At 37.7% G+C, this 23,330-nt stretch carries 22 protein-coding genes; 7 read left to right on the forward strand and 15 right to left on the reverse strand.

The window, feature by feature from the left end; translation table 11 throughout:
* Position 1: 1 nt before the first annotated feature.
* The 5 genes from AC1PJP_RS16390 to AC1PJP_RS16410 all read right to left on the reverse strand — a co-directional run bounded on the left by AC1PJP_RS16390 (position 2) and on the right by AC1PJP_RS16410 (position 3,504).
* Positions 2–358: a hypothetical protein gene (locus AC1PJP_RS16390; protein WP_479767713.1), complete on the reverse strand. Its 357-nt coding sequence runs from the start codon at positions 356–358 to the stop codon at positions 2–4.
* A gap of 82 nt (positions 359–440) precedes the next feature.
* Positions 441–1,373: a Dyp-type peroxidase gene (locus AC1PJP_RS16395; RefSeq protein ID WP_107880363.1), complete on the reverse strand. Its 933-nt coding sequence runs from the start codon at positions 1,371–1,373 to the stop codon at positions 441–443.
* Between the two features lie 142 nt (positions 1,374–1,515).
* A complete protein-coding gene (locus tag AC1PJP_RS16400) occupies positions 1,516–2,298 on the reverse strand; it encodes a glutathione S-transferase N-terminal domain-containing protein (protein WP_479767715.1) in 783 nt (260 codons plus the stop codon).
* A gap of 21 nt (positions 2,299–2,319) precedes the next feature.
* On the reverse strand, positions 2,320–2,826 hold the full coding sequence (gene rraA, locus AC1PJP_RS16405; RefSeq protein WP_005304796.1) for a ribonuclease E activity regulator RraA: 507 nt from the start codon (positions 2,824–2,826) through the stop codon (positions 2,320–2,322).
* Positions 2,827–2,838: 12 nt separating this feature from the next.
* Positions 2,839–3,504 carry an NAD(P)H-binding protein gene (locus AC1PJP_RS16410; RefSeq protein ID WP_479767716.1) on the reverse strand — a complete coding sequence of 222 codons (666 nt, stop codon included), beginning with the start codon at positions 3,502–3,504 and terminating at the stop codon, positions 2,839–2,841.
* 212 nt (positions 3,505–3,716) lie between these two features.
* Here AC1PJP_RS16410 and rpsT point away from each other — a divergent pair, with 212 nt between their 5' ends.
* Positions 3,717–3,983 carry a 30S ribosomal protein S20 gene (rpsT, locus tag AC1PJP_RS16415; protein ID WP_004792670.1) on the forward strand — a complete coding sequence of 89 codons (267 nt, stop codon included), beginning with the start codon at positions 3,717–3,719 and terminating at the stop codon, positions 3,981–3,983.
* A gap of 57 nt (positions 3,984–4,040) precedes the next feature.
* Here the strand turns inward: rpsT and AC1PJP_RS16420 are convergent, their stop codons facing one another.
* Positions 4,041–4,775 carry a histidine phosphatase family protein gene (locus AC1PJP_RS16420; protein WP_004792672.1) on the reverse strand — a complete coding sequence of 245 codons (735 nt, stop codon included), beginning with the start codon at positions 4,773–4,775 and terminating at the stop codon, positions 4,041–4,043.
* A 57-nt stretch (positions 4,776–4,832) separates the two neighbouring features.
* Positions 4,833–5,690 (reverse strand): 3'(2'),5'-bisphosphate nucleotidase CysQ family protein, encoded by an 858-nt coding sequence (locus tag AC1PJP_RS16425; protein WP_479767717.1) that lies wholly within the window; start codon positions 5,688–5,690, stop codon positions 4,833–4,835.
* 295 nt (positions 5,691–5,985) lie between these two features.
* Here AC1PJP_RS16425 and AC1PJP_RS16430 point away from each other — a divergent pair, with 295 nt between their 5' ends.
* Entirely contained in the window at positions 5,986–6,354 is a 369-nt protein-coding gene (locus AC1PJP_RS16430; protein ID WP_004792677.1) for a hypothetical protein, read from the forward strand.
* A gap of 58 nt (positions 6,355–6,412) precedes the next feature.
* Here AC1PJP_RS16430 and AC1PJP_RS16435 read toward each other — a convergent pair whose 3' ends face one another.
* From AC1PJP_RS16435 to AC1PJP_RS16465, 7 genes are all read right to left on the reverse strand, one after another.
* A complete protein-coding gene (locus AC1PJP_RS16435; RefSeq protein WP_034591087.1) occupies positions 6,413–7,072 on the reverse strand; it encodes an SOS response-associated peptidase family protein in 660 nt (219 codons plus the stop codon).
* A 107-nt stretch (positions 7,073–7,179) separates the two neighbouring features.
* Positions 7,180–8,913 carry an ABC transporter ATP-binding protein gene (locus AC1PJP_RS16440; protein ID WP_479767719.1) on the reverse strand — a complete coding sequence of 578 codons (1,734 nt, stop codon included), beginning with the start codon at positions 8,911–8,913 and terminating at the stop codon, positions 7,180–7,182.
* 12 nt (positions 8,914–8,925) lie between these two features.
* On the reverse strand, positions 8,926–10,068 hold the full coding sequence (locus tag AC1PJP_RS16445; protein ID WP_111853781.1) for an ABC transporter permease: 1,143 nt from the start codon (positions 10,066–10,068) through the stop codon (positions 8,926–8,928).
* Positions 10,069–10,075: 7 nt separating this feature from the next.
* Positions 10,076–11,014, reverse strand: a complete 939-nt coding sequence (locus tag AC1PJP_RS16450) for an ABC transporter permease (protein WP_005304778.1) — start codon at positions 11,012–11,014, stop codon at positions 10,076–10,078.
* A gap of 12 nt (positions 11,015–11,026) precedes the next feature.
* Positions 11,027–13,039 carry a M3 family metallopeptidase gene (locus tag AC1PJP_RS16455; RefSeq protein ID WP_479767722.1) on the reverse strand — a complete coding sequence of 671 codons (2,013 nt, stop codon included), beginning with the start codon at positions 13,037–13,039 and terminating at the stop codon, positions 11,027–11,029.
* 22 nt (positions 13,040–13,061) lie between these two features.
* Positions 13,062–14,882 (reverse strand): ABC transporter substrate-binding protein, encoded by a 1,821-nt coding sequence (locus tag AC1PJP_RS16460; RefSeq protein WP_479767724.1) that lies wholly within the window; start codon positions 14,880–14,882, stop codon positions 13,062–13,064.
* A gap of 18 nt (positions 14,883–14,900) precedes the next feature.
* A complete protein-coding gene (locus AC1PJP_RS16465; protein WP_479767725.1) occupies positions 14,901–16,679 on the reverse strand; it encodes an ABC transporter substrate-binding protein in 1,779 nt (592 codons plus the stop codon).
* Between the two features lie 780 nt (positions 16,680–17,459).
* Between AC1PJP_RS16465 and AC1PJP_RS16470 the strand changes: the two genes are divergently transcribed.
* From AC1PJP_RS16470 to AC1PJP_RS16490, 5 genes are all read left to right on the forward strand, one after another.
* Positions 17,460–20,159, forward strand: coding sequence for a TonB-dependent receptor (locus AC1PJP_RS16470; RefSeq protein WP_479767727.1), 2,700 nt, complete (start codon positions 17,460–17,462; stop codon positions 20,157–20,159).
* Positions 20,160–20,267: 108 nt separating this feature from the next.
* On the forward strand, positions 20,268–20,981 hold the full coding sequence (locus AC1PJP_RS16475; protein WP_479767729.1) for an energy transducer TonB: 714 nt from the start codon (positions 20,268–20,270) through the stop codon (positions 20,979–20,981).
* A 41-nt stretch (positions 20,982–21,022) separates the two neighbouring features.
* Positions 21,023–21,904, forward strand: a complete 882-nt coding sequence (locus tag AC1PJP_RS16480; protein ID WP_004792695.1) for a MotA/TolQ/ExbB proton channel family protein — start codon at positions 21,023–21,025, stop codon at positions 21,902–21,904.
* Between the two features lie 15 nt (positions 21,905–21,919).
* Complete coding sequence (locus AC1PJP_RS16485) at positions 21,920–22,342, forward strand: ExbD/TolR family protein (RefSeq protein ID WP_004792697.1); 423 nt, start codon at positions 21,920–21,922, stop codon at positions 22,340–22,342.
* A 19-nt stretch (positions 22,343–22,361) separates the two neighbouring features.
* A complete protein-coding gene (locus AC1PJP_RS16490; protein ID WP_013198067.1) occupies positions 22,362–22,775 on the forward strand; it encodes an ExbD/TolR family protein in 414 nt (137 codons plus the stop codon).
* A 51-nt stretch (positions 22,776–22,826) separates the two neighbouring features.
* Here the strand turns inward: AC1PJP_RS16490 and AC1PJP_RS16495 are convergent, their stop codons facing one another.
* The gene (locus AC1PJP_RS16495; protein WP_479767732.1) at positions 22,827–23,288 is read right to left on the reverse strand and encodes a GNAT family N-acetyltransferase; all 462 of its coding nucleotides are present in this window, start codon (positions 23,286–23,288) and stop codon (positions 22,827–22,829) included.
* Positions 23,289–23,330 lie beyond the last annotated feature (42 nt).

Here is a 23,330-nt window from a genome sequence, read left to right on the forward strand (position 1 = left end):
ATTATTTATCACGCAAAAACAAAACGTAATATTGATTTAATATTTGTATAATCGCTTTAAGCTGAAGTAGCTTTTCTTGCGTATTTCCTAATCTTTCTACATAGCGCTGGGTTGCGATTTCCAGATCAATTTTTTCACTAATTTGTGGAGTAATGAGGAATAACTTCTGAAGATTATCAAAATTTTGTAATTTACGGTTTGAGAAATACTCAAGATGTTCTGACCATTTCTCATTGATTACTACATCGTTAATGATAGGTCCTTGTTCAGAATCAAATTTTAATTGATTCTCTTGCAAGTAAAGTTGTTCTGGCGTTTCTTTTGAGCCTTGAAAAAGCTGAGTTATCTTCTTAAACATTTCATCACATCATATTAATTTTAAATTTAAGTCATGGAAGCAATCTAAATACCTCCATGACTTAAGCCTTCTAATTTAACGACTATTCATCGCCTAAATCATCAAGAAAATCGACAGTTGGTACAAAAAACAGAGTTCCAGTCTGGGCAGTACTAAAGTCAAGCAACCGATCAAGATTACCATCCTCATTGCCTAAAAACATGTTTTCAAGCATTTGCCGGGTTGTACTAAATTTACGTGAGTAACCAATAAAGAATGTGCCATATTCATTTCTAGACGGATTTGAAAAAGGCATATTAGCTCGCATAATTTTAAGTTCATTGCCTTCTGCATCATGAGCTTTACTTACAACATTATGAGCAGTTAAAGGCTTTTCATCATCACCAAGTTCAACATCATTGAACTTTTTGCGTCCAATCACTTTCTCTTGCTCTTCATCGGTTAATGAACGCCATTTCTCCATATCATGTGTATATTTTTGAATAAAAGCATAACTTCCCCCGATAAAATCAGGATCTTCATTCCCCACTAACGCCCACTGCGCTGCAATAACGGGTTCCGGGTTTTCAGTCCCATCAACAAAACCAATAATTGCACGTCCGTCAAAATAACGAAAACCATGAACTTCATCAATTGGATACGTTACTTTACCAAGCTGTTGATTAATTATATTGCCCAGCTCGTAACATAAAGCCTGGCGATCGGCACGAATATGAAAAAATAAATCACCCGGAGTTGAGACAGCCGTATATTTCGGGCCTCTAATTTCTTGAAATGGCTGTAACTCTTGAGGCTTCGCTTGCTCTGGGAATAAAATATCCCATGCATTTGAACTAAAACCCAACGTCGCATTAAATTTACTTTCTGGGTAACGATTAGACAGACTTCTGGTTAGCGCTGAAAAATTAGCAGCAAAATCTTTTACTTTTTCTATTACAGAATCACCTTGAGCCAGTCCCAATACAATAAATAATGCATTTTCACCAGGAGCGCTCGTTACAGGCTGAATTCTCATACATTCCATAAAATATGCCTTTTAGGTAATTAACCTTATTAATTTAGCATACTCATTTTCTTTTCATACATCTTGTAATGAAATCTGAGATTGGTAAGAGTTTAAGTAAAGCGCCTTAAACTCTTACTAAAATAGATATTAATTAACGTCCATACTGCTTCTTTAAATATTTTACGATTTGAGCAGACTCAAACATCTTCACTCCTGTATTCGGATCTACCAAATACGGCACCTGCATTTTACCTTGCATAATAGGCAATATTTTTTCTCTTTTTCCGCCTTCTAAAGGTATATATTTACCTGGCTTTAAACGAAGTATGGCAGGTCCCATATCTTGCCATCTCTCTTTTGCAACATTATGCAAAATATATGGAAGCTCAAGCTCACAGAGTAAACCTCTTACGACTCTTGAATAAGGGCTTGCCTCAAAACTCCATAACTCAAGCTTTTGCTCAGGCGCAGCTCTATTAACAATTTTTTTATTTATCCAAACTCCACGAGCACCATTTAATATGGTCCCTGCAAATGCCACATACGGCATGTTCGGGTAACTCGAAAATTTCTGAGGTGTCTTTCCAGTCTTACCGTAGTGTTTAAATAAATGATGAATAATATCTTGTGATTCGTATAGCTGATCACCTGTATTTTCATCAATTAAAAAAGGAAATTTTAATTTCCCGCCTTTTTCTTTTACAACTGAACGATACTTTGTTCCGCCTTTAGGACATGGATAAATTTCGACATCCAGATTCAAAAGTGTAATCACTTCACGAACGCGGCGGCAAAATGGTGAACCTTCAAATTCATATAGTTTCAAAGCTTTTACAGGTTGCTGAGGAAAAGCTGTGCCTGTTACGCCCCTACCGCCTTCAGCAATTGCAGATACAACTGCTTGAAGTACTTTAATTTGATGAATCACCATCATGCGTTCCTTTATATTAGAGAATTAGACTAATTTTTCTTTTGCAATCACAATTCCATTATTATCAGCATAGATAAAATCACCTGATTGAATTGTGACACCACCAAAATACAAATTAATATCTACTTCACCAATGCCTTTACGATTACTTTTTTGCGGAATTGCAGCCAATGCATGTACGCCTAAATCCAAAGTTGCAAGCGCATCTACATCTCGTACACAACCGTAAATCACGACACCATTCCAGTTATTTTTAACTGCTGACTCAGCAATCAAATCACCCATAAGTGCACAGCGCATAGATGCGCCACCATCCACAACTAATACTTTATCTGTACCATCTGTTGCCAATAACTCTTTTACACGTGAGTTATCTTCAAAGCACTTTACTGTTACAACCTGTCCCCCAAAAGTTTTACGTGCGCCATAGCTTTGAAAGAACTTTCCATCCATTGAAGGAATTACAACCTGTAAATCTTTTTCAGGGTTATCATCTAATAAATCACATGTTACAAATGGCACTGTCGACACTTTTATTCTCCCTTATCGAGTTTTCTGTATGCTCAGATTATCATATCGTTTAAAGGCTTCAATTTGCGTTAGCGCCGCTACGACCATCGTATGAGCCAATTGCTCCGCAGTTACAGGTTTATATTTGAATGGTTTTTGTAATTTATTCTCAATAAATTTAAATAGACTTTGCCCTAAATCTTCTATAAAACGTACGTCACTGCGTTTACCAATAAGTAAAGATGGTCTAAAGATAGACAATTTCTCGAGTTGTAGACTTTCAATATAATCTTCTAGTTGTCCTTTCACTTTATTATAAAAAATCGGTGAATTGGCATTTGCACCAAGTGCACTCACTAACAATAAATGAATATGTTTATCTTGTACCAAATCTGCCAAATGAGCATTGATTTCATAATCCACAGCGTAAAAGGCTTGTTTTGAGCCTGCATTTTTTAATGTTGTTCCCAAACAGCTAAATGCATGGGTATGACCGTTCACATCTTCATCATTTAACATTAAGAAATCTTCTACAACCAGCTGATTAACTTTTTTATATGTATTAAGTAGTTGTGATTCTTTTCTTACCACAACAGTAATCGCTTCAAATTCTGGTGTTTGCTCAAGCTGTTCGACAAGAGCTAAACCCACAAGTCCTGTAGCACCTATCACAATTGCTTTTTTCGTACTTATAGTCATTTTTTATCCAACCCTCTTTAAGTTTGTATCAAATTTAACCTTTTCTTACGGTTTTAGCAGCCCCTAAAACCGCTTAAAATGCTCTCAAGGCTTGACTTCACGGTGTCTATTCATCACAATATGGCACTTGTTTACGGGCTGGTGATGGTTGCACCAGTTTACTGGATTGACCACAGCCCGCCCAGACCAACTTATTTTCAAGGAGTGCAAGAGTGGCAAACTCTGCTCAAGCTAAAAAACGTGCGCGTCAAAACGTTACTGCACGTAAACACAACGCAAGCTTGCGTTCTATGGTTCGTACATACATCAAACGTACTTTAAGTGCAATTGCTGGTGGTGATCATGCTGTTGCTACAGAAGCTTACAAAAAAGCTGTTCCTGTAATCGACCGTATGGCTGATAAAGGCATCATCCACAAAAATAAAGCTGCTCGTCATAAGAGCCGTTTAAATGCTCAAGTTAAAGCGTTAGCTAACTAATTGAAGCATGTAAAAAAAGCCCTATTGGGCTTTTTTTATTACTTATCGTTTTTGAGCTTATAGCCCTGTGTTAAATTTGGCTACATTTAGCTCATAGGCCTTACCTCTCCAAATCCATTTTAATTTGCAATTTGGAAACTCTTCGCCCTCAAACCATACAAATAAGCCTTCCATCATTTCAGGCCAATCTTCTTTCTTAATTTTATTTTCACCAGAAATTACCGCAACAATCGCAGCAATAATAGTGTCATGACTGACAGCTAAACTAAGTCCGCCTTGAGTTTTCGGATGAGTACGGTAAATAAGCTCTAGCACGTCTAGAACACCAGTAATGGGGTGTTTCATGCCAGGTAATGCATTATTAACAAAACTATTAATAAAACCCAAAGCGCCTTGTTTTTTAAAATAAGGAGCAGCTTGCTGTATATCTAGTACAAAGCTACCGGGTTCAACCAGTAGTCCTTGCTCAATAATTTCAATGGTATGCGTATTAGATTCGGGACTTACATCATCCGCCCCTTCAATCATGAGCGCAGCCGTATCTACACAACGTTGTATTGGACTTGAAATACAATGCTGGATAACACGATCTGTATTTTTAATTAAATAATTACCCCATGCCTGCGCAAGCTCACGCCCTTGAGGAGTAAGTTGGAGGTCATATCCTGCTAAACCCTGCCCGTCCACAAGTTCTCTTAGAGAATGGCGCGTAAATAAGGTCACGGGAGTTGAAGCATCGGGCAATAAATCAATTGCTTCAAACATACTTTTAGGCAATAAATCGAGTGCCATTGTTATCTTGTCATCTTTTTTCAATACTTTGCCACTATAACATGTCTGGCATAACTCTCAATCTATAACACCTGATTGGGCTAATGCTTCAAATGCTATTTTTTTGCTTTCCTGATCACGAAATGCGATAAAGCCCTTATTTAAAACGGTGTGTCTCTGGTTATATTCAAAAGGTTTTCCATCAAGAGTAAGTAAACCACCCCCTATACTTTCCAACAACCCTTGACCAGAACTTGTATCCCATTCAGAAGTTGGATGGAATCGCGGGTAAATATCTATTTCACCTTCCAACATCATGCAAAATTTATAGGCACTCCCAGCTTCTCTTCGAATAATATTATGTTCTTTTTCGATAGGTTGAATAAATTTTTGATATTTTGGATTTTTACTGCCGTGACTAAGTCCTATTTGTATAGGTGCATCTGGCGAAGGCGAAGTTATCTGATATTGATACCACTGCTTTTGACTAAAACTATATTTAAAAGGTAAATCTTGCAGATATCCTAAATACACGACTTGTTCACATGGCACCGCAATAACTGAAAAGATTGTCTGTTTACCCTTAATCAAACTTAGGTTTATCGTGAACTCATCACGCTCATGAATAAACTCTTTAGTTCCGTCAAGAGGATCTAACATCCAACACATAGACCAGTCATGGCGAGCACTATAATCGCTTTCTTCAGACAAAACAGGCAAGTCTGGGGTAATCTCCGCCAAGTGCTTTAATAAGAAAAGATTCACTTTTAAATCTGCTTGAGTTACAGGTGAATCGTCTTGTTTTTCATGAATAGTAAACTCATAACCCGCAGAATAATTTTGATATTCTTGTAATAGAATCTGGCTCGCTTGTTCCAAGATTGGAAGAAGCTGATTAATCAAAGTATCTTGTGGGCGCGTAGTTGTTATAAACATAAATATGCTCTACATAGTTTCATTTCTATTATAGGTGAATTATGAACAATTCAATATTCGCCAACAGTTTGATTTACTAAAAAAGTAATTTATCTTAATGATTAGATGAACGATGCTTTGTGTGCACACTATATAGTTAATATGAAAAATGATGATGTTAAAAAACCATTATTATGTACAAAAAACAATCTATAAGTTATGAAAAATAAACAACTTAAATCAGATCCATCCATTTCCTTTTCATGTATTTCTTGCTATGTTCAATCACACAATAACAAGATGGAAGAAAGCGCACATGATGCTATATGGATATCATTTCTCGACAATAGAACGTAACTGGGAAGAACTTACTCCCTTAAATGAGTTCCTACAAACATTTGCAGATGATGATGGTGATGTTTCAACAAGAGATAAAGAATCTCTTAAAGAAATTATTGCAAAATCAGATACAGCTTTAGCTTTAGCAAGAGAAATGGGTTGGGATGGTAGTTATACAGGATGTCCTTATCTATTCTGGTTACCAAACAAAAGTAGCCAGTCTTTTGAATATGGTTTTGTATTTAAACAGACCTCAGATAATACAACTTTTGTTATTTCACCCATTGAATTGAGTTATCTAGCTCAGGATTCTGAAGTACAAACATTAAGTAAAAATATTGAATAAATAATATAGGTTATTGATTCAGAGTTGATATCAATAACCTCATCTTATTTTAGATAGATTAGTCAAACATGCTTAACTGTGGTGTCGGTTTTATAACTTTTTCTTTTGGCACATGAGAGCACTCAAATTCTTCAACCGGAAAGCCTTCGATAAAGCTGGAAATATCAGGTGATTCTAAACTTAACCACTCTTCTAGTCGATCATGTGGAATCACAATCACTGATCTTTTGACATCGCCTGGTTCATGAAAGTCTTTCATCATGGGATGGTCTATGGCGTCCATAGTTAACATGCTTGCAGAACGAATAACCGTCTCATTAATTTTGCAAATTTCATAGATCGCTGCAATGAAAAAAGCTTGCCCATCTTTACGGCGTACACCCCATCGTTCGGGCTTATCATTTATATATTTACTTTCATAAAACTCGGTCACTGGAATTACCCCAAACTTACATTTAAGAGCAGCTTCTTGAAAACTCGGTTTTTGGAAAATCGTTTCATGACGGGCATTGTAAGTATGTTTCGCTATGTTGGTATCTTCAGCCCACTTTGGAACCAAGCCGAACATAACTTCACGCCATTCAAAACCTTGTGGTGATTTGAATAATAGTGGCATTGTTCCCGCAGGATAAACCTCTTCAGCATAGCTAAAGCCAACCACAGGCAACTGAAGTTGCTGTAATTGAGCAAGAGTTAAAGGTTTAAAGTTGGCGCACATAGCAAGAATAAAATACTCTATATTTACTTCTGTTATTTTATAAGCATTTACGCAATAAACCAAATAAAAAGGCACTCGAAAGTGCCTTTAACGACATAACTTTACGCTTATGAAATGTGTTGAATCCCTTGAGGAATCGCCTGCAATAGACGTTTAGTGTAATCATGTTGAGGATGTGCATAGAGCTCATCTGAGTTGGCAATTTCCACAACTTCTCCATGGTTCATGACCATCACCTGATCAGAGATATATTTCACAACAGATAAATCATGTGAAATAAAGATATAACTCAGCCCAAACTCATCTTGTAAATCTTGTAATAAGTTAAGTACCTGCGCTTGGACTGAAACATCGAGCGCAGAAACAGATTCATCACAAATCAAAATTTCAGGTTTTAATGTTAAACAACGTGCAATCGCAATACGTTGACGCTGTCCACCCGAAAACTCATGCGGGTATCGATAATAAGCTTGTTCAGGTAAATTGACTCTATCAAGTAAACCAAGCGCAATTTGTTTGCGCTCAGCATCATCTTTACCAATACCATGAATTTGCATAGGCTCTAATAATATTTGCCCAATGGTAAAACGTGGATTAAGAGAGGCATATGGGTTTTGAAAAATGATCTGAATCTTTCGCTGATATTTTGCAAACTCTTTTTCAGTTAATGAAAGAATATCTTTACCTTCGATGAAAGCCTGTCCACCAGATGCCTGATGTAAGCGCATGAGTAATAGTCCAACAGTCGTTTTACCTGAACCTGACTCACCGACTAAACCTAAGGTTTTTCCTTTAGCGAGTTTAAAAGAAACTCCTTTAACTGCCTGAAACTCTTCTTTGCCAAATAGACCTTTACGGCTATAAAAGCTTTTTTTCAGGTCTTTTACTTCTAAAATGATTTGCTCATCACCATTTAAGCCACGTTTGCGCTCGGGAATTTCTGAAGCATCAAAACTTTGTTCGACCAATATATTGTCTTCTTGACGCATAAAATCGCTGGTCACTGGCAAACGATAAGGTCGTTGTGACATTTGCGGGCGACAATAGAGCAAAGCTCTCGTATATACATCTTTAGGCTGTTCAAGAACCTCTTCAGCAGCACCTTGCTCTCTAATCTCACCATGACGCATCACAATAACTTTATCTGCAATTTCACCAACCAACGCTAAATCGTGAGTAATAAAAAGCATCGACATTTGACGGCGCTTACGCAATGACTCAAGTAAATCAATAATCTGTTTTTGGATCGTGACATCAAGTGCAGTAGTCGGCTCATCGGCAATGAGCAGTTTAGGCTCACACGCAATCGCCATAGCAATCATGATACGTTGTTGTTGACCACCCGAAAGTTGATTTGGATAGGCATCAATTTTAGTTTCAGGTGAAGGAATACCCACTTCTTTAAGCAACTCTAAAACGCGTTGTCGAGCCTGTTTGCGGCTCAATCCCATATGCAAACACAACACTTCTGCAATTTGATTACCAACCGTAAAAACAGGATTTAATGATGACATCGGCTCCTGAAAAATCATCGCAATATCTTTGCCACAAATTTTACGCATCTCTGTACGAGATAAGCTCAGTAAGTCTTTGCCTTCAAATATAATTTTACTTTGCTCATCAATTTTACTCTGGCCTACAGGCAGTAACCCCATAGTTGCCAAAGAAGTAACCGATTTACCGCTACCCGACTCACCTACTAAAGCAACCGTTGTATTTTCAGGAATATCAAAGCTAATTCCTTTTATGGTTTCAATATATTGTTTATCTTCACCTTTAAAACTTACTCGTAGATTTTTAACATGAAGCAACGGCGCACTCTTATTTTCATGTTCTGACATTAGGATTTCCTCTTATTTTAGTTTTGGATCTAATGCATCACGGAGTGCATCAGTAAACATTGAAAATGCCGTTACCAAAACAGCCATCGCGACAGAGGCTGCGACAAGCTGCCACCACTTACCTAAAAGAAGTTCACTTTGTGCTTCATTTAACATGCTCCCCCAAGACACTACGCCTACTGGCACACCAAAACCTAAGAAACTCAAGATGACCTCAGATTTAATGAAAGACACCACCAAAATTGACATTTGGACCAAAGCGATATGGCTGACATTAGGGAAAATATGAATGAACATACGGCGAAAGTGTCCAACGCCAATTGCTTTAGCAGCAAGAACGTACTCACGTGCAGTATGTTTCATATATTCGGCACGAATTAAACGATAAACACCCGTCCAACCCGTTAAACCTAAAATCAGAACAATGGATAAAATGCCTTTTTGTTGAAGTACGGCAGCAATAGCGAGAACTAATAATAAATATGGGATTGAAGTAAAAATGTTATAAAACCAGTTGAGAATGTCATCAACCCAACCACCAAAATATCCAGAAATTGCACCTAAAAGTGTACCAATCCCTACCGCAAGTAAAGCGGATATCACCCCAACAATAATTGAAGTTTCAGCACCTTTAATGGTCTTTTTAAGGACGTCTTGTCCCCATTTATCAGCTCCAAATATAAGTGTGCTTTTAAGTTCACTTTGCTGATCAAGTAAATGTCCTCCCAGCTGTTGATCAATTGCTTTCATATCATCAGCTAAAGGGTCAGCTACACCATAATAATCAATTGCACTTCCAGCACTCTTTTCTTGTTTAATTTCAGCCTTGAGTTGGTGAATTACATCTTTTAAAGGATCGACTGGATTTATCGGTAACTCTTCTTCAATCGCTGCTGCATTTTGCCCTGCACCTGTTGTCTTATCTGCGCCTATAAATGTAGGTGGTGCATAACTTACTGCAACCTCTTTATTCCAGTCAGATGCAATCACACCCGTCATTGATAGAACTAAGATAATAAAATAAAGCAATACAATCACTAGCGATGACATTGCGATCTTGTCAGCCCGAAGACGACGCATGGCAAGTTTCCACAGGCCAGATGAATGAGCTTCGGCTTTTGTTTGTTGTTTTCTTTTTGATAAAACGCTCAGCATAGCCCACCTACTTCAACTGTACACGTGGATCAACCACTTTGTAGACCAAATCGGCAATCAGGTTAAAAATCATGGTTGCAGCGGCGATGTAAACTGTAATTGCCTTAATTACAGGAAAATCACTCCGCTCAACTGCAATAATCACCTCTCGACCAATCCCAGGAATGCCAAAAAAACGTTCAATTAAAAATGCGCCTATGAGCAATGCAGGTAAAGTTGACATTACATCGGTAATAATAGGAATTGAAGCGTTCCGCAGTACATGTACACCTAAAATTCGGCTTTCACCTACACCTTTAGCACGTGCTGTTCGAACATAGTCCTGATTAATTTCATCAAGCACAAAGCTACGATATAAACGTAAAGTCGGTGCAATACTCACCACCAGCATGATTAGAATCGGTAGTAAGGCAAACTTAAATAAATTATCAGTAAAGCTATCGCTCCAGCCTTGTACAGGGAACCAACTTAGCTGATAAGCCAGAACATATTGAAAAACGATAATGTAAACTAAGATGCTGATCGACATGCCGATGGTACAGAGCATCATGACCATACGGTCGGTTAGAGAACCACGTACAGCTGCAACAGCCAATGCCAAAATAATTGAAATAACTGTCTGTAAAATAGTCAGTGGAATTAAAAGCGTGAGCGATGGTCCTAATCGAGTTAAAATAATTTGGGAAACAGGTTCGCCAGTACTCCAACTCGCACCATAGTCAAAAGTAAGAATCTGCTTAATAAAAATCCAGAGCTGAACGTAATAAGGCTGATCTACACCAAGCTGCTTACGAATGTTTTCGATCTGCTCAGGATTAGACATCTTGCCCGCTAAAATATAAGCAGGATCGCCACCTACCCAGTTAAAAAGAATAAAAATAAGTAAGACTACCCCCAACATAGTTGGAATCATCTGCCATAAACGCCGAATAACATATGCCAGCATAGTGATAATTCCTTATTTAACCCGTTGTCCGGTAATTTCATTAAAGAACGCTTTGTTATCAGGTTCACGGCCAAGGAAATCTTTAACTAATTCAGCTGCCGGTTTTTGGCTACCTTGTGACAAAATGGTTTGACGGTAACGCTGTCCAACTTGCGGGTTATTAAGGTTGTCCCCATAAGCAGAAAGCATGTCTAAAGCTAAAACCTCAGACCACATATAGCCGTAATAACCTGCTTGATAACCGCCCATCAAATGCCCAAACTGCCCAGGAAATTCTGTTGTTGGTACATAACCTAAGGCTGTAGCAGCTTCCATTTTTTGCCAATTTTCTAAAGGTTTTACTTTTAAGGCATCAGCAGTATGCAATGACATATCGTACTGTGCATAAAGAGTCTGACGCGCATAGCGCAAGCCACGACCATAGTTATGTACAGCTTTTAAACGGGCAATTAGTTCGTCATCAACACGTGGACATGCTGGATCACAATAATCGGCCACTTTAGATAAAGTCTCTTTACGGCGTGCCCACTCTTCATACATTTGAGACGGCGCTTCTACAAAATCACGCTCTACGGATGTTCCTGACTGACTGGCATAACGTGTATTTGATAAAATGCCATGTAAGGCATGACCAAACTCATGAACAAAAGTTTCAAGCTCGTCACTGTTTAAACCTTTACGGTTAAAATTTGTGACCAAAGCCGAAATGGGCAATCGATTGGTTAAAGTGCTGCCACCGTATACTCCCCAAACGGCAGCATGGCCATATTTCCCTTCACGAGGAAATTTATCCATATATAAGCCGCCAAGAAGCTTACCTGTTTTTTTGTCAACTACATCGTAATATTCAACTTCATCCTGCCATGCTTTAACTTTGACAGGTTTAAAATCAATGCCATAAAGGTCAGATGAAATGGCAAATAACCATTTTTGAGAAGCTAAAGTGGGAAAATAATCACGAAGTTTTTCCTGATCAATCTGATATTTATTCTTACGAAGTTTTTCACTCCAGTAAGCTTCACTCCAACGTGTGATCTCGGTTTTCTCTAGGGGCGTTTTTAACGTTTGTGCTTTAAATTCACGGAGTTCTTCTACTTCTTTACGTTCAAGTGGCGCTACTGTTTTTTGGACTTCTGCTAAAAATTGATTTACAGCCTCAGGCGTTTTAGCCATACGGTCTTTTAAAACCCAATCTGCATAACTTGCTTTTCCAAATAACTGAGCAAGCTCATAACGCAAATCAATTGCTTGTTTAAGTAGTTTTAAATTTTGCTCAGTACCACGTCGAGTAAAGGCAATTTGATATCTTTTCCGAGCATCATCATTATCTGCCAACTCCATAAAGGGACGATATTCAGGATATTCAAACCCTAATAAATAATTGCCTTTAGCATTTTTCTTTAATGCTGAAATATAACTTTGAGGTAAGCCTTTCATCTCTTCAGGAGTAAACTCAAGTTTCTCCGGATTATCACGGACATTACGGGCATATTCTTGTTCGAGTTTGGTCAACTCATCCAGAATGGCCTTCATTCGTGCACGCTTTACTGGTTCAAGTTGAACACCTGTGTCTTCAAACTGATCTAGAATATCTTGGCGGTATTTTTGGTCAATTGGGTCTGTTGCTTGTGTATTTTTAATTAAGTTATATAGCTTCGGGTTCTGAAATATATCAGTGTGAAACTGATTAATTTTGATTTCACAGTCTTCAGCTGCCTTACGTAATTTTGCATCTGGGTCTACGTTACTATATAGACTTATCGGACCTGAGAAATCTTCAAAATGCGCAAAAATTTTATCCCATTTTGCCAATATAGGTGCCGCTGCTGCATTATCTTTCACAGGCGTTTTTTCGAAAATTGTAATCTGTTGTTGAATCTTTTTTAAATTAGCATCACACCATGCTGGGAGTTGTTGTGCTTTAAGTAATGGCAAAGTAGGACGTGTTGTCTCTGCCGTTGCAAACTGACTTATACCTATGGTCAACATACATAAAGTTGTCATTTTCAGTGCATTATTTTTCATCATATCTCCAATTTTTTTTCATTTAATGATTAGATTTAGTATGTGTATCGATATCAAAATACATCCACTCAGCATGTAAAATTGGATGCTTTTTATATCCAATGATTTGTGGTTGAGCCAGCATATTTCGGTAGCGTGCATAAGAGACCTGAACAGGCATATACACTTCTAATAAACGTGACATTTTTCGATAAAGCGCGTCTCTCTCAGGACCTGCTTGCATTTGTTGTGTCTGACGATATAACTGATCAAACTCTGGTGTCGAACCACAAGACCAGTTCGTCATATGCGTATTGGGTCCATAAAAATTCTGCATAAAATTATCCCCATCTGGATAATCGGCGATCCATGCAGAAGAACCAAACATACCTTCACATTGTTTTTGCGCTCGAATGAGGTCTGCAAAAAGCATGGGTTTAAAGACCATGCGAATATTTAAACTATCAAAGTTCTTTTTCCAAAGCTCAGCGCTTTGCTGACCAATACTGTCACTGCGCGCCATATATTCAATGACGAGAGGCTTACCGTCTGGTTGTGTACGCCAACCTGAAGCATCTTTTTTATAATGATATCGATCTAATAGTAAATTTGCTGCTTTCACGGAATATGGCGTACTGCTTCTATACTGTGGATCGTTACCCACTACCCCTGGTGGAACTGGAAAATCTAAACGCTGAGCATCATCATTTCTTACTAATTTAATTTCTTGATCTATTGAACGAGACATTGCTATTGCACGGCGTAAAGCAATCTTTTCTTTACTCATTCCGCCTACCACCGGATTTTTAAGGTTCCAATAGATATAGCTAATTTCAGGATCAACAATACGAGATAGCTGCACACCTTCTTTAGCAAGTTCAGGTCTTAATTTACCGTCTTTAATTGCTTTTGCGACCAGTTGACCTTCAAGCTGAAATATATCAATTTCACCACGCTGAAATGCCAGCCATCGCGATTGATTTTCTTCCATAACCTGAATATCAATTGTACCTATTTGAGGCATTTTTTTACCTTTAAGGCGTTTTACAATTGCCTCGTCCTCAGGGGTACTGGCAGCAAAGTTCCAAGTAAAACCACGGAAATCAGGATTCGCTTTTAAAACAATTCGTGATGCTGGTACCCATTTACTGAGTACATAAGGTCCAGTCCCTACAGGATGGCCCATTACATAACCTGCTTTATCTTTATATTTTTCGATGACTTCACGTGCCACTGCACCTGTAGGGTCATGTGCCAGTAACAGAGGAAAGTTATAATCTGGCTTAACTAAACGAATCACCAAGGTGTATCTATCTGGTGTTTGTAAACCAATTACTTTTTGGTCATAGTTAAATTTTCCAGTTTTATTGGCTGCGTTTATTAATGCATCCATACCTTCAATTTTGTTCTCTAGCAACCAGCTATTTGGAGAACGTAAATTCGGGTCCAATAAACGCTTAAAAGAATAAGCATAATCATTGGCTGTTAATTCTCGTGGTTTACCTTTGAAAACAGGGTCCTGTGTAAAATAAATACCCTTTTTTATGTGAATGGTATAAGTCAGACCATCGGCACTAACTTCTGGCATGGCTGTGGCTATTTTCGGAACAAGTTTTGCTGGCCTTGCTAAGTAGTCATAGGTATATAAAGTTTCAAATATTGAAGTGGTTACATGTGCTGAATATAGATCATGAATATAAGCTGGGTCGAAACCTGTTTCTGCTGTCGGGAATACGTAACGTAGAACTTTATTGGGATCGGCTGGGCTTTTAGCACATAGAGCTGTAGAACCAGTTAATGCCATGCTAGCAAATAAAAAACTGACGCCACAATGCTTGAGCTGTTTTATTAAATTTTCAGTCATATTTATCTTTATCTAAAATTATTTTTTAACAGGGGTAATATCAAGATATTGCCAGTTCGTATTCATCATTGGGTGGGGTTTAAAACCCTGAACTTGTGGACGTATCAACCAGTTACGAATTCGAGTTACATGAATAATCCAAGGATTATCAGCTTCAATCTGGCGATTAAGCTTTTCGTAATATGGTAGACGTTGTTGGGGTGGTAAATGAGTGGCTTGATTATAAAGAGCATCGTATGTTTTAGACTGATAACAAGCATGGTTTCCCTGACCTGCGTTTGGACCATAAAGTAATTGTGCAAAATTATCTCCCTCAGGATAGTCAGCAATCCATGCGCCGCCCCAAATCATATATTTACATTGAGTTGCGGCTTTTAAGTTATCTGCAAAATTACTCACTTTGAATTCAGCACGAATACCAATCGCGTCTAGATTTTTTTTCCATAATTCAGAAAGAATAACTGAAGATGAGCTATTTTCATTATTAATTTTTAAAACTAAAGGTTTTCCATTTGGCAAATTTCGATAGCCATCAGCCCCTTTTTTATAACCATAATAATCAAGTAATTTATTTGCCAATAATGGATTGTACCCTACGCTACTTCTGTACTTGGGGTTATATCCATTTACACCTTCAGGTATGAACATTTCTGCTCTAACAGCTTGGCCTTTGTAAACCAGTCTTATACTTTCTTTTTGATTATATGCCAACGTAATTGCTCTACGAAGTGCAATCTTTTCTGGGCTGAAACCACCAATGACCGGATCACGCATGTTCATCATCGTATAGGTCATTTCGGGTTCCTTATATGGAAAGTGCTTAATTCCCCTTTTCTGAAAAGAAGTCTTAAGTTGATTTCCATCTAAAGCTTGAGGAACAGCATCTGCTGTAAGTCTGTCAAAATCTAATTGACCAGACTGAAAAGCTAACCATCGTGACTGTTGTTCTTCAATAATACTGACTACAACCTTACCAATTTGGGGCATTTTCTTACCGCTCATTTCTTTAATAAGCTGGTTATCCCAAGGTGTTCCTGTTGACTTAAAATTCCAGACAAAACCTCGATAATCAGGATTGGCAACTAACTCGACCTTACTTCTTGGAACATATTTACTTAACATGTATGGTCCGGTACCAACTGGATGCATGCCGATACGATCACCGTAATAATCCACAACTTCTTTTGCAACGCCACCAAAGGTAATATAAGCAAGAATATAAGGAAAATTAAAATCTTGCCGAGTCAAAGTGAATTGTAGAGTGTATCGATCAAGTGCTTTAACCCCAGCAATCGGAGTAGCATAATTAAACTTTCCCGTTTTCTTTGCTTGAGCTACAACTGCATCTGCACCTAACAATTTACCCTCAATAAAAGAAACTGAAGGTGCCCTATTTTCAGGATCTAAAATGCGTTTAATTGCATAGACGTAATCTTCAGCTACCAGCTCACGGCGTTTACCTTTAAAAGCAGGGTCATCGGTAAAATAAATACCAGGCCTAATTTTAAATGTATAAACTTTCCCATCTTGTTCCACCTTAGGCAGGCTTTCAGCCGTATATGGAACTAACTGTACTGGACGAGCTAAATAATCATATTTGAGTAAAGGCTCAAATATGGTTTCCGCGATACTGGCACTATAAAAATTGGTGGTTTTAACCATGTCAAAACCATCATCTGGGGCTTCATAGGCAACGTGTAATATTTTGTTTGGTTGCGCAGGCGTTTGGGCGAAAGCACAAGAAACTGATGTAATAGCCAGACTTAGAATGGCGAGCTTAAAAATTTTTAATTTCAAGTTCCTACCTACTTAATTAATTTTTTAAAGATATTATCCTTTTGAGTAACATCTAAATCCGAATAAGAAAAGTTCTTTCTCAATGGACTACTTTCTTCTTTGTAAATTATTAACCTTTCTATTCAATCTTTTATTTGATCGAATGGAAAACATCATAATGAAATTAGAAAGCTGTAACTATCTAATATAAAGCGAATTTCATGCCATATTTTATGATCAAGAATAATTCATATAGAAATATTTAAAATTTACATTTTAATTAGGCACTTAAAACTTCTGGGACTATATAAATAAAAGTAAGTTTTTGCCAAATATTATATTTATATAACTTATCCATTATTAGCCTATAATGCACAATTAAAAGTCATGAATGTTTCATTCTAGTTCATAATTTTTTTATAGATCAAACAAGAAACATCAACATAAAATATTAATTTATATTAAAAAATGAAAAAATAAAAAAAATGTTACATTATACAATTACATTTAAAAAAGTTCTAAAAAGATACAAAAGATACGAATCGATACATGAACAATCCAATAATGATTACTTTTTGTACAAATAATTTTGGAACTTTTGGCCACCTTATAAAAACTTACCAAATGGAAAATTTTTTAGGTGGAGATAAAACACTAGATCCTCACCACAAACATAATAAAATCAATATATATCAATATTTTGCATAAACTAAAAAAAGAAAAATATATAGTTGGCACTTGCTTTGCTTAAAAACTTTCCAGCAATATCGCTAACTACAACAAAAAGGGATCAAATCCACGATGAAAAAAAAATACAATGTTCGATCTCAGGTAACCCCCAAGATTGGCAAAACAATTCTTAAATTAAGTACCCTTAGTTTAAGCATGATGTGTCTTACCATGGCACAAGCAGCAGAAACAGAACAATCCAACTCACATGATAAACCCATCAAAGTTGTAAAAGTTGCTGTGACAGGCTCTTCAATCAAGGGAGTTGCAGCTCAAAGTGCTTCACCCATTACTATTATCAAAGGCGAAGATCTCGCAAATGCTGGCGTTACTACAGTTGAAGAAGCATTAACTCGCGTAAGTTCAAATCAGGCTGGCTTCTCAACTGATCAAAATGTTGGCGCAACCAATACAGATGGTTCTACAGCTAACCTTCGTGGTTTAGGCAGCGATAAAACATTAGTATTACTTAATGGACGTCGGCTCGCAGCCAATCCATTTGGTACATCTACTGTAAATCTGAATATTATTCCTCTAGCAATGATTGACCGTATTGAAGTTTTACGTGATGGTGCGTCAGCTGTGTATGGTGCCGATGCTGTTGCGGGGGTTATTAACTTCATTACAAAAAAAACATATGAAGGCATTGGGATTAGTGCAGGTTTATTACAACCAGAACACAAAGGTGGTGACAAACAAGATGTTTCTATCTTTGGTGGTTATGGGAACTTAGATGATGATGGTTTTAATATCTTTGGTGTTTTAGATTATCGCCGTACTAACGGCATTATGGCAAAAGATCGAAAAATTTCAGAACGTGGGGGGCTATTACCAGAACTCGGCCTAGATGGACGCTCTGCTAATGCCTTTACCTCAAATTTTTATGATCCTGTATCTGGCGTTTCAGGAAATCCCTATGCTCAAAATGGTCAATGTTTTGGAGCTGGAGAATCAGCAGAAGATGGTTTTTGTTATGCAAATACCCAAGCTTTGATAGGCATCAAACCAGACGTAGAAAACGTTTCTGCATTAGGGCGTGGTACATTCAAGATTAATGATAATTTAAATGCTATTGGTGAATATATTTATTCGCGTAGTGAAGTTATCACTTCTGTTGCTCCGGATCCTTTTAGCCGCAGCAACCTTTCAACTCGTGTCACTCTCCCAAATGACAGTCCATATTATCCTGGTAACGGTATCGTTCCTGGCGTTGAAGGACTAAGTGGTGCCCCCCTTGAACTCTATTTACGGTCACATGCAGGAAACCGTATAGCTAAATCTATTAATGAATCCCATCGTCTTTTTGCTGGTTTAGAGGGTGAAGTCTGGGGTTGGGATTTAAATACAGGTTTGACCTATGCAAAAAGTGAAGCCTCTGATCATTTCGTTAATGGCCAATTAAACAAAGCCAAATTACAAGATGCTTTAAATAATGGAACACTGAACCCATTTGGTGAAAGTAGTAATCCTGATATCTGGAATACTCTATCAGTTAAAGGAAAATACAACGAAGCAACTTTAGAATCGACTACTGCTGATTTCAGTATTAGCCGCCCTATTTTTACTTTACCTGCTGGTGAGGTTGGTTTTGCCTTAGGAGGTAGCTTTACCAATCAAGAATGGAAACAACATATTAATGCGGATTTAGTCCGTCAAGCTCCTAGTAGTGGCACAGATCCTAGTAAACCCGATAACTCTGGTGACCGGGATATTACCTCTGCATTTGCAGAATTTCAAATACCAATAACCAAAACGATCGAAGCACAACTTGCAGCTCGTTATGATGACTATAGTGACTTTGGTAATACATTTAATCCTAAATTCGCTATACGTTGGGAACCATTAAAACAACTAATGTTCCGTACCTCATATAGTACAGGTTTTCGAGCACCTAGCTTATATGAGATTAATGCAGCTCAAAGCAAAACATACACTGGAGCAAAATATAATGACCCACTTTACTGTCCAGGCGGTGTCATTGTAGAAGGGAAAAATAAAAATGACTTTTGTAATACTCAATTTATGAAATTACAGGGGGGATCAAAAGATTTACAACCAGAAGAATCAAAATCATTTACTGCTGGTTTTGTTTTTGAGCCAATTAAAAACCTTGTATTAACGGTTGACTACTTCAATATTAAGATTGATGACCTGATTGCACAGGTAGGGGAAGCTACTATATTTGGGGAGCCTGAAAAATACTCTGCTCTTTTTGTAAGAAATGCTGATGGTTCTATCGATTATGTAAAAACTAATTTATTTAACTCTGGCGGTATGAAAACAGAAGGTTTTGATATTAGTCTGAACTATTTAACTCCAATGACATCCACTGGCCGTTTTGGCTTTGGAATTGATGGGACTTATGTATCCAAACTAGATTATCGCGACTCAAAAGGTGAACCATGGACAGGTCAGGTTGGCCTATATGAAGACCCTGCTGTTGTCCGGTGGAAACACACAGCTAATATTAACTGGGCATATAAAAATTGGAGATTAGTTTTCGAACAACAGTTTATACGTGGTTACGATGATCAAAATCAGATAGGTGAAGAACAATATGATCATCATAAAGTTAGTGATTATACCCTCTACAATATTTCTGGTACTTATAAAGGCTTTAAAAATCTTGAGTTAACAGCGGGTATTAAAAATATTTTCGACGAAGAGCCGTCTGCTTCAAACGTTTTAGATAATTTCCAATACGGATATGACCCTCGGTATGGTGACCCAACAGGACGTACATACTATTTACGCGGTACATACAAGTTCTAATTGGTTATTTTGCAAACACGAATTTAGACATCGTGTTTGCAGACCGAATACTCACCCTTAGTCAAACATTAATTCAAGAATTGTTTGTCTCAAGTTTCAGGAGTAACTATGGGCATGACTTTTACAGACATAGAAAATAAATCTGCAAAGCGCCTTATTGGTATTGCCGCAGTACTTTTTCTGCATCTTATTGTTGCCTATATTCTGATGTCAGGTTTAGCAAACAATATTCAAAAACCAGCAGAAAAACCTGTGGAATTACAAATTATTCAAGATATTAAACCACCTCCTCCGCCTAAACCAGAGGAGCCAAAACCTAAGGAAAAACCGCCAGAGCCACCTAAAATGGTAGAAAAAGTTGCCAAAGTTCCTGAGCCGCCTAAACAAGTAGAGAAAGTAGCGACACCGGTACAAAAAACGACACCAGTAGCTCAACCAACAAAAGTTGCTACCCCAGCTCCTGCTGCACCTAGCACCCCATCACCAAGCCCTGTTGCCGCACCAGCTCCAGTGGCAGCTGCCCCTACTCCTAAACCAGCTGGCGTAACTCGCGGTGTTTCGGAAGGTTCTGCTGGCTGTGAAAAACCGGAATATCCTCGTGAAGCACTGATGAATGAAGAACAAGGTACGGTGCGTATACGTGTTTTGGTTGATACTTCAGGCAAAGTCATCGATGCCAAAGTAAAAAAATCAAGTGGCAGCAAAACCTTAGATAAAGCAGCAACTAAAGCTTACAGCTTATGTACATTCAAACCAGCAATGAAAGATGGCGTGCCTCAGCAAGACTGGTATGAAATTGAATATCCATTCGTAATTGAATAAACAATTGAATTAGTAAGAAATTAAAAAATATTGGAGATAATATGATGAAAAAATCAACTCAACCGCTAGTACGTTTCGCTTCTGCAAGTTTAATCGCAGCTTGTTCATTACTTCCATTAAACTCGGTTTTTGCAGAAGAAACGAGTAATGCTCCTGTGGCAACAGCAACCGCTGAAGCTACTTCAAATGCAAATACTCCAACTCCACCACCGAAACCAGCAACAAGCGAAACTGTTAAAAACCCTTATGGTCTAGAAGCTCTTTGGCGCGAAGGAGACTTAGTCGCTAAATCTACCTTATTTATATTAGTGCTGATGTCTATTGGCACGTGGTACATCATTATTTCAAAATTCTTACAGCAAGCTAAAGTAAAACGCCAAGGTAAAGAAGCTGAGAAAAGTTTTTGGGAAGCAACTTCACTAGATAATGCAGCTGATAATTTAGAACAAAGTAGCGCATATCGCTTTATTGCAGAAAAAGGCATTAACTCAACTAAATCGCACGGCGGCTCTTTACTTGAGCGAATCGATTTTAATACATGGGTGAGCATATCAATTCAACGTGCAATTGAAAAAATACAAAATCATTTAGGTGGTGGTTTAGCTTTCTTAGCAACCGTTGGATCAACGGCACCCTTTGTTGGTCTTTTTGGTACGGTTTGGGGAATTTATCACGCATTAACTGCCATCGGAATTTCAGGTCAGGCATCTATTGATAAAGTTGCTGGTCCTGTCGGTGAAGCTTTAATTATGACAGCTATTGGTCTTGCAGTCGCAGTACCCGCTGTACTTGGTTACAACTGGCTAACTCGCCGTAATAAAGCCGTTATGGAAAATGTTCGTTCATTTGGTTCAGATTTACACGCAGTTTTATTAAGCGGAGAAATTAGTACCAATAATTCGGTTAACCGCAGCATTAAATAACGAGGAGCAAACGTTATGGGTATGAGTGTGGGTTCTGAAGATGATGACGAAATGATTGGCGCAATTAATACAACGCCTCTAGTTGATGTCATGTTGGTTTTACTTATTATTTTTCTAATTACGATTCCGGTAGTTACACATACGGTTCCAGTGAAACTACCAGAAGAAAAAAATACGCCATATGCCACCACACCTGAAAATATTCAACTTTCTGTGAACAAGAAAGGAGATATTTTCTGGAATGAAAGCTATGTGCCTAATAAAGAAATATTGCTATCAAAGCTTCAAGCAGTTGCACAAAAAAGGCCTCAGCCAGAAGTTCATATTCGTGGAGATCAGCTTACTCATTTTGAGGCGATAGATCAGGTCATTAGCACGACCAAACAAGCTGGTATTGGCAAAATTGCATTTGTTACTACCCCACCAGCCTCCCAGTAATTATTTTAAGGAGAATTTTATGGGTATGAATGTCGGTTCAAATAATGATGACGATGTGATGTTAGAGGTCAACATGACACCTCTTATTGATGTCATGTTGGTACTTATTATTATGTTCATTATTACCATCCCTGCACCAAACAACGCGATTAATATTAATTTGCCAAATGGCACACCGCCTCCAACAAATGAAAAACCACCTGAAGTGATTGATGTAAGAATTGATGCAGCAGGTAAAGTTTTTTGGAATAACCAGCAGGTTTCAGACCGCACCGCACTAGAGACTTTATTTCAAAGTGTGGTTGCCAAAAAAGATCAAGACCAGATCAAACTTAAACCAGATCAAATGGCTGAATATAAAAATGTAGCGATGGTCATGGCTACAGCGCAGCGTTTAGGTGTCACCAAAATTGGAATTGTGAGCAGTAACTAATATTGCTTTTAAATCTGTTCTATTACTTCATACGCTAACTGGAATTTTCAGTTAGCGTTTTTTTTGAAGGGAAATATTCAACTCTAAAATAATATCTCCACATTCATCATATTCTCCAGTTTCTATAAAACCCATTTTTTTATAAAGTTTTCCAGCACAATGATTCGATGATTTATACATAGTTCGAATGCGTTTAGCTCCTTTTGTAAATATTTCATCGATTGCAATTTGCAATGCTTCGGTACCATAACCTTTAGCTTGATTATTTTTATCAATCATAAAACGAAATAACCAGAATAATGTCTCATCAGGTGGATCAATTTCGACGCAATACATTAAGAACCCAATGACGTCATTATTGAAACAGATCACTCTTGGACAGTAATGTTCTTCCACTTTAGACTCAGCAATAGAATAAACATTTGGTGCAACATAGTCTTTTTGAGATTCATCTAATGATAATCTTGCACATTGAATCCAATTCTCACGATCGAGATTTTTTAAGTTAATCAAACTTGAAAACCTTTATTTATAAATTCACACCTTATCTGTAAG

It is taken from the genome of Acinetobacter sp. V116_7 (genome assembly GCF_056735735.1).

What these genes read in the sequence shown, in the direction of transcription:
- AC1PJP_RS16470 (WP_479767727.1), top strand. Translation starts at nt 17,460, where the DNA reads ATGAAAAAAAAATACAATGTTCGATCTCAGGTAACCCCCAAGATTGGC.
- AC1PJP_RS16390 (WP_479767713.1), bottom strand. Translation starts at nt 358, where the DNA reads ATGTTTAAGAAGATAACTCAGCTTTTTCAAGGCTCAAAAGAAACGCCA.
- AC1PJP_RS16485 (WP_004792697.1), top strand. Translation starts at nt 21,920, where the DNA reads ATGGGTATGAGTGTGGGTTCTGAAGATGATGACGAAATGATTGGCGCA.
- AC1PJP_RS16455 (WP_479767722.1), bottom strand. Translation starts at nt 13,039, where the DNA reads ATGAAAAATAATGCACTGAAAATGACAACTTTATGTATGTTGACCATA.
- AC1PJP_RS16460 (WP_479767724.1), bottom strand. Translation starts at nt 14,882, where the DNA reads ATGACTGAAAATTTAATAAAACAGCTCAAGCATTGTGGCGTCAGTTTT.
- AC1PJP_RS16435 (WP_034591087.1), bottom strand. Translation starts at nt 7,072, where the DNA reads ATGTGCGCCAACTTTAAACCTTTAACTCTTGCTCAATTACAGCAACTT.
- AC1PJP_RS16490 (WP_013198067.1), top strand. Translation starts at nt 22,362, where the DNA reads ATGGGTATGAATGTCGGTTCAAATAATGATGACGATGTGATGTTAGAG.
- AC1PJP_RS16475 (WP_479767729.1), top strand. Translation starts at nt 20,268, where the DNA reads ATGGGCATGACTTTTACAGACATAGAAAATAAATCTGCAAAGCGCCTT.
- AC1PJP_RS16410 (WP_479767716.1), bottom strand. Translation starts at nt 3,504, where the DNA reads ATGACTATAAGTACGAAAAAAGCAATTGTGATAGGTGCTACAGGACTT.
- AC1PJP_RS16445 (WP_111853781.1), bottom strand. Translation starts at nt 10,068, where the DNA reads ATGCTGAGCGTTTTATCAAAAAGAAAACAACAAACAAAAGCCGAAGCT.
- AC1PJP_RS16395 (WP_107880363.1), bottom strand. Translation starts at nt 1,373, where the DNA reads ATGAGAATTCAGCCTGTAACGAGCGCTCCTGGTGAAAATGCATTATTT.
- AC1PJP_RS16420 (WP_004792672.1), bottom strand. Translation starts at nt 4,775, where the DNA reads ATGGCACTCGATTTATTGCCTAAAAGTATGTTTGAAGCAATTGATTTA.
- AC1PJP_RS16440 (WP_479767719.1), bottom strand. Translation starts at nt 8,913, where the DNA reads ATGTCAGAACATGAAAATAAGAGTGCGCCGTTGCTTCATGTTAAAAAT.
- AC1PJP_RS16430 (WP_004792677.1), top strand. Translation starts at nt 5,986, where the DNA reads ATGATGCTATATGGATATCATTTCTCGACAATAGAACGTAACTGGGAA.
- AC1PJP_RS16400 (WP_479767715.1), bottom strand. Translation starts at nt 2,298, where the DNA reads ATGATGGTGATTCATCAAATTAAAGTACTTCAAGCAGTTGTATCTGCA.
- AC1PJP_RS16480 (WP_004792695.1), top strand. Translation starts at nt 21,023, where the DNA reads ATGATGAAAAAATCAACTCAACCGCTAGTACGTTTCGCTTCTGCAAGT.
- AC1PJP_RS16450 (WP_005304778.1), bottom strand. Translation starts at nt 11,014, where the DNA reads ATGCTGGCATATGTTATTCGGCGTTTATGGCAGATGATTCCAACTATG.
- AC1PJP_RS16425 (WP_479767717.1), bottom strand. Translation starts at nt 5,690, where the DNA reads ATGTTTATAACAACTACGCGCCCACAAGATACTTTGATTAATCAGCTT.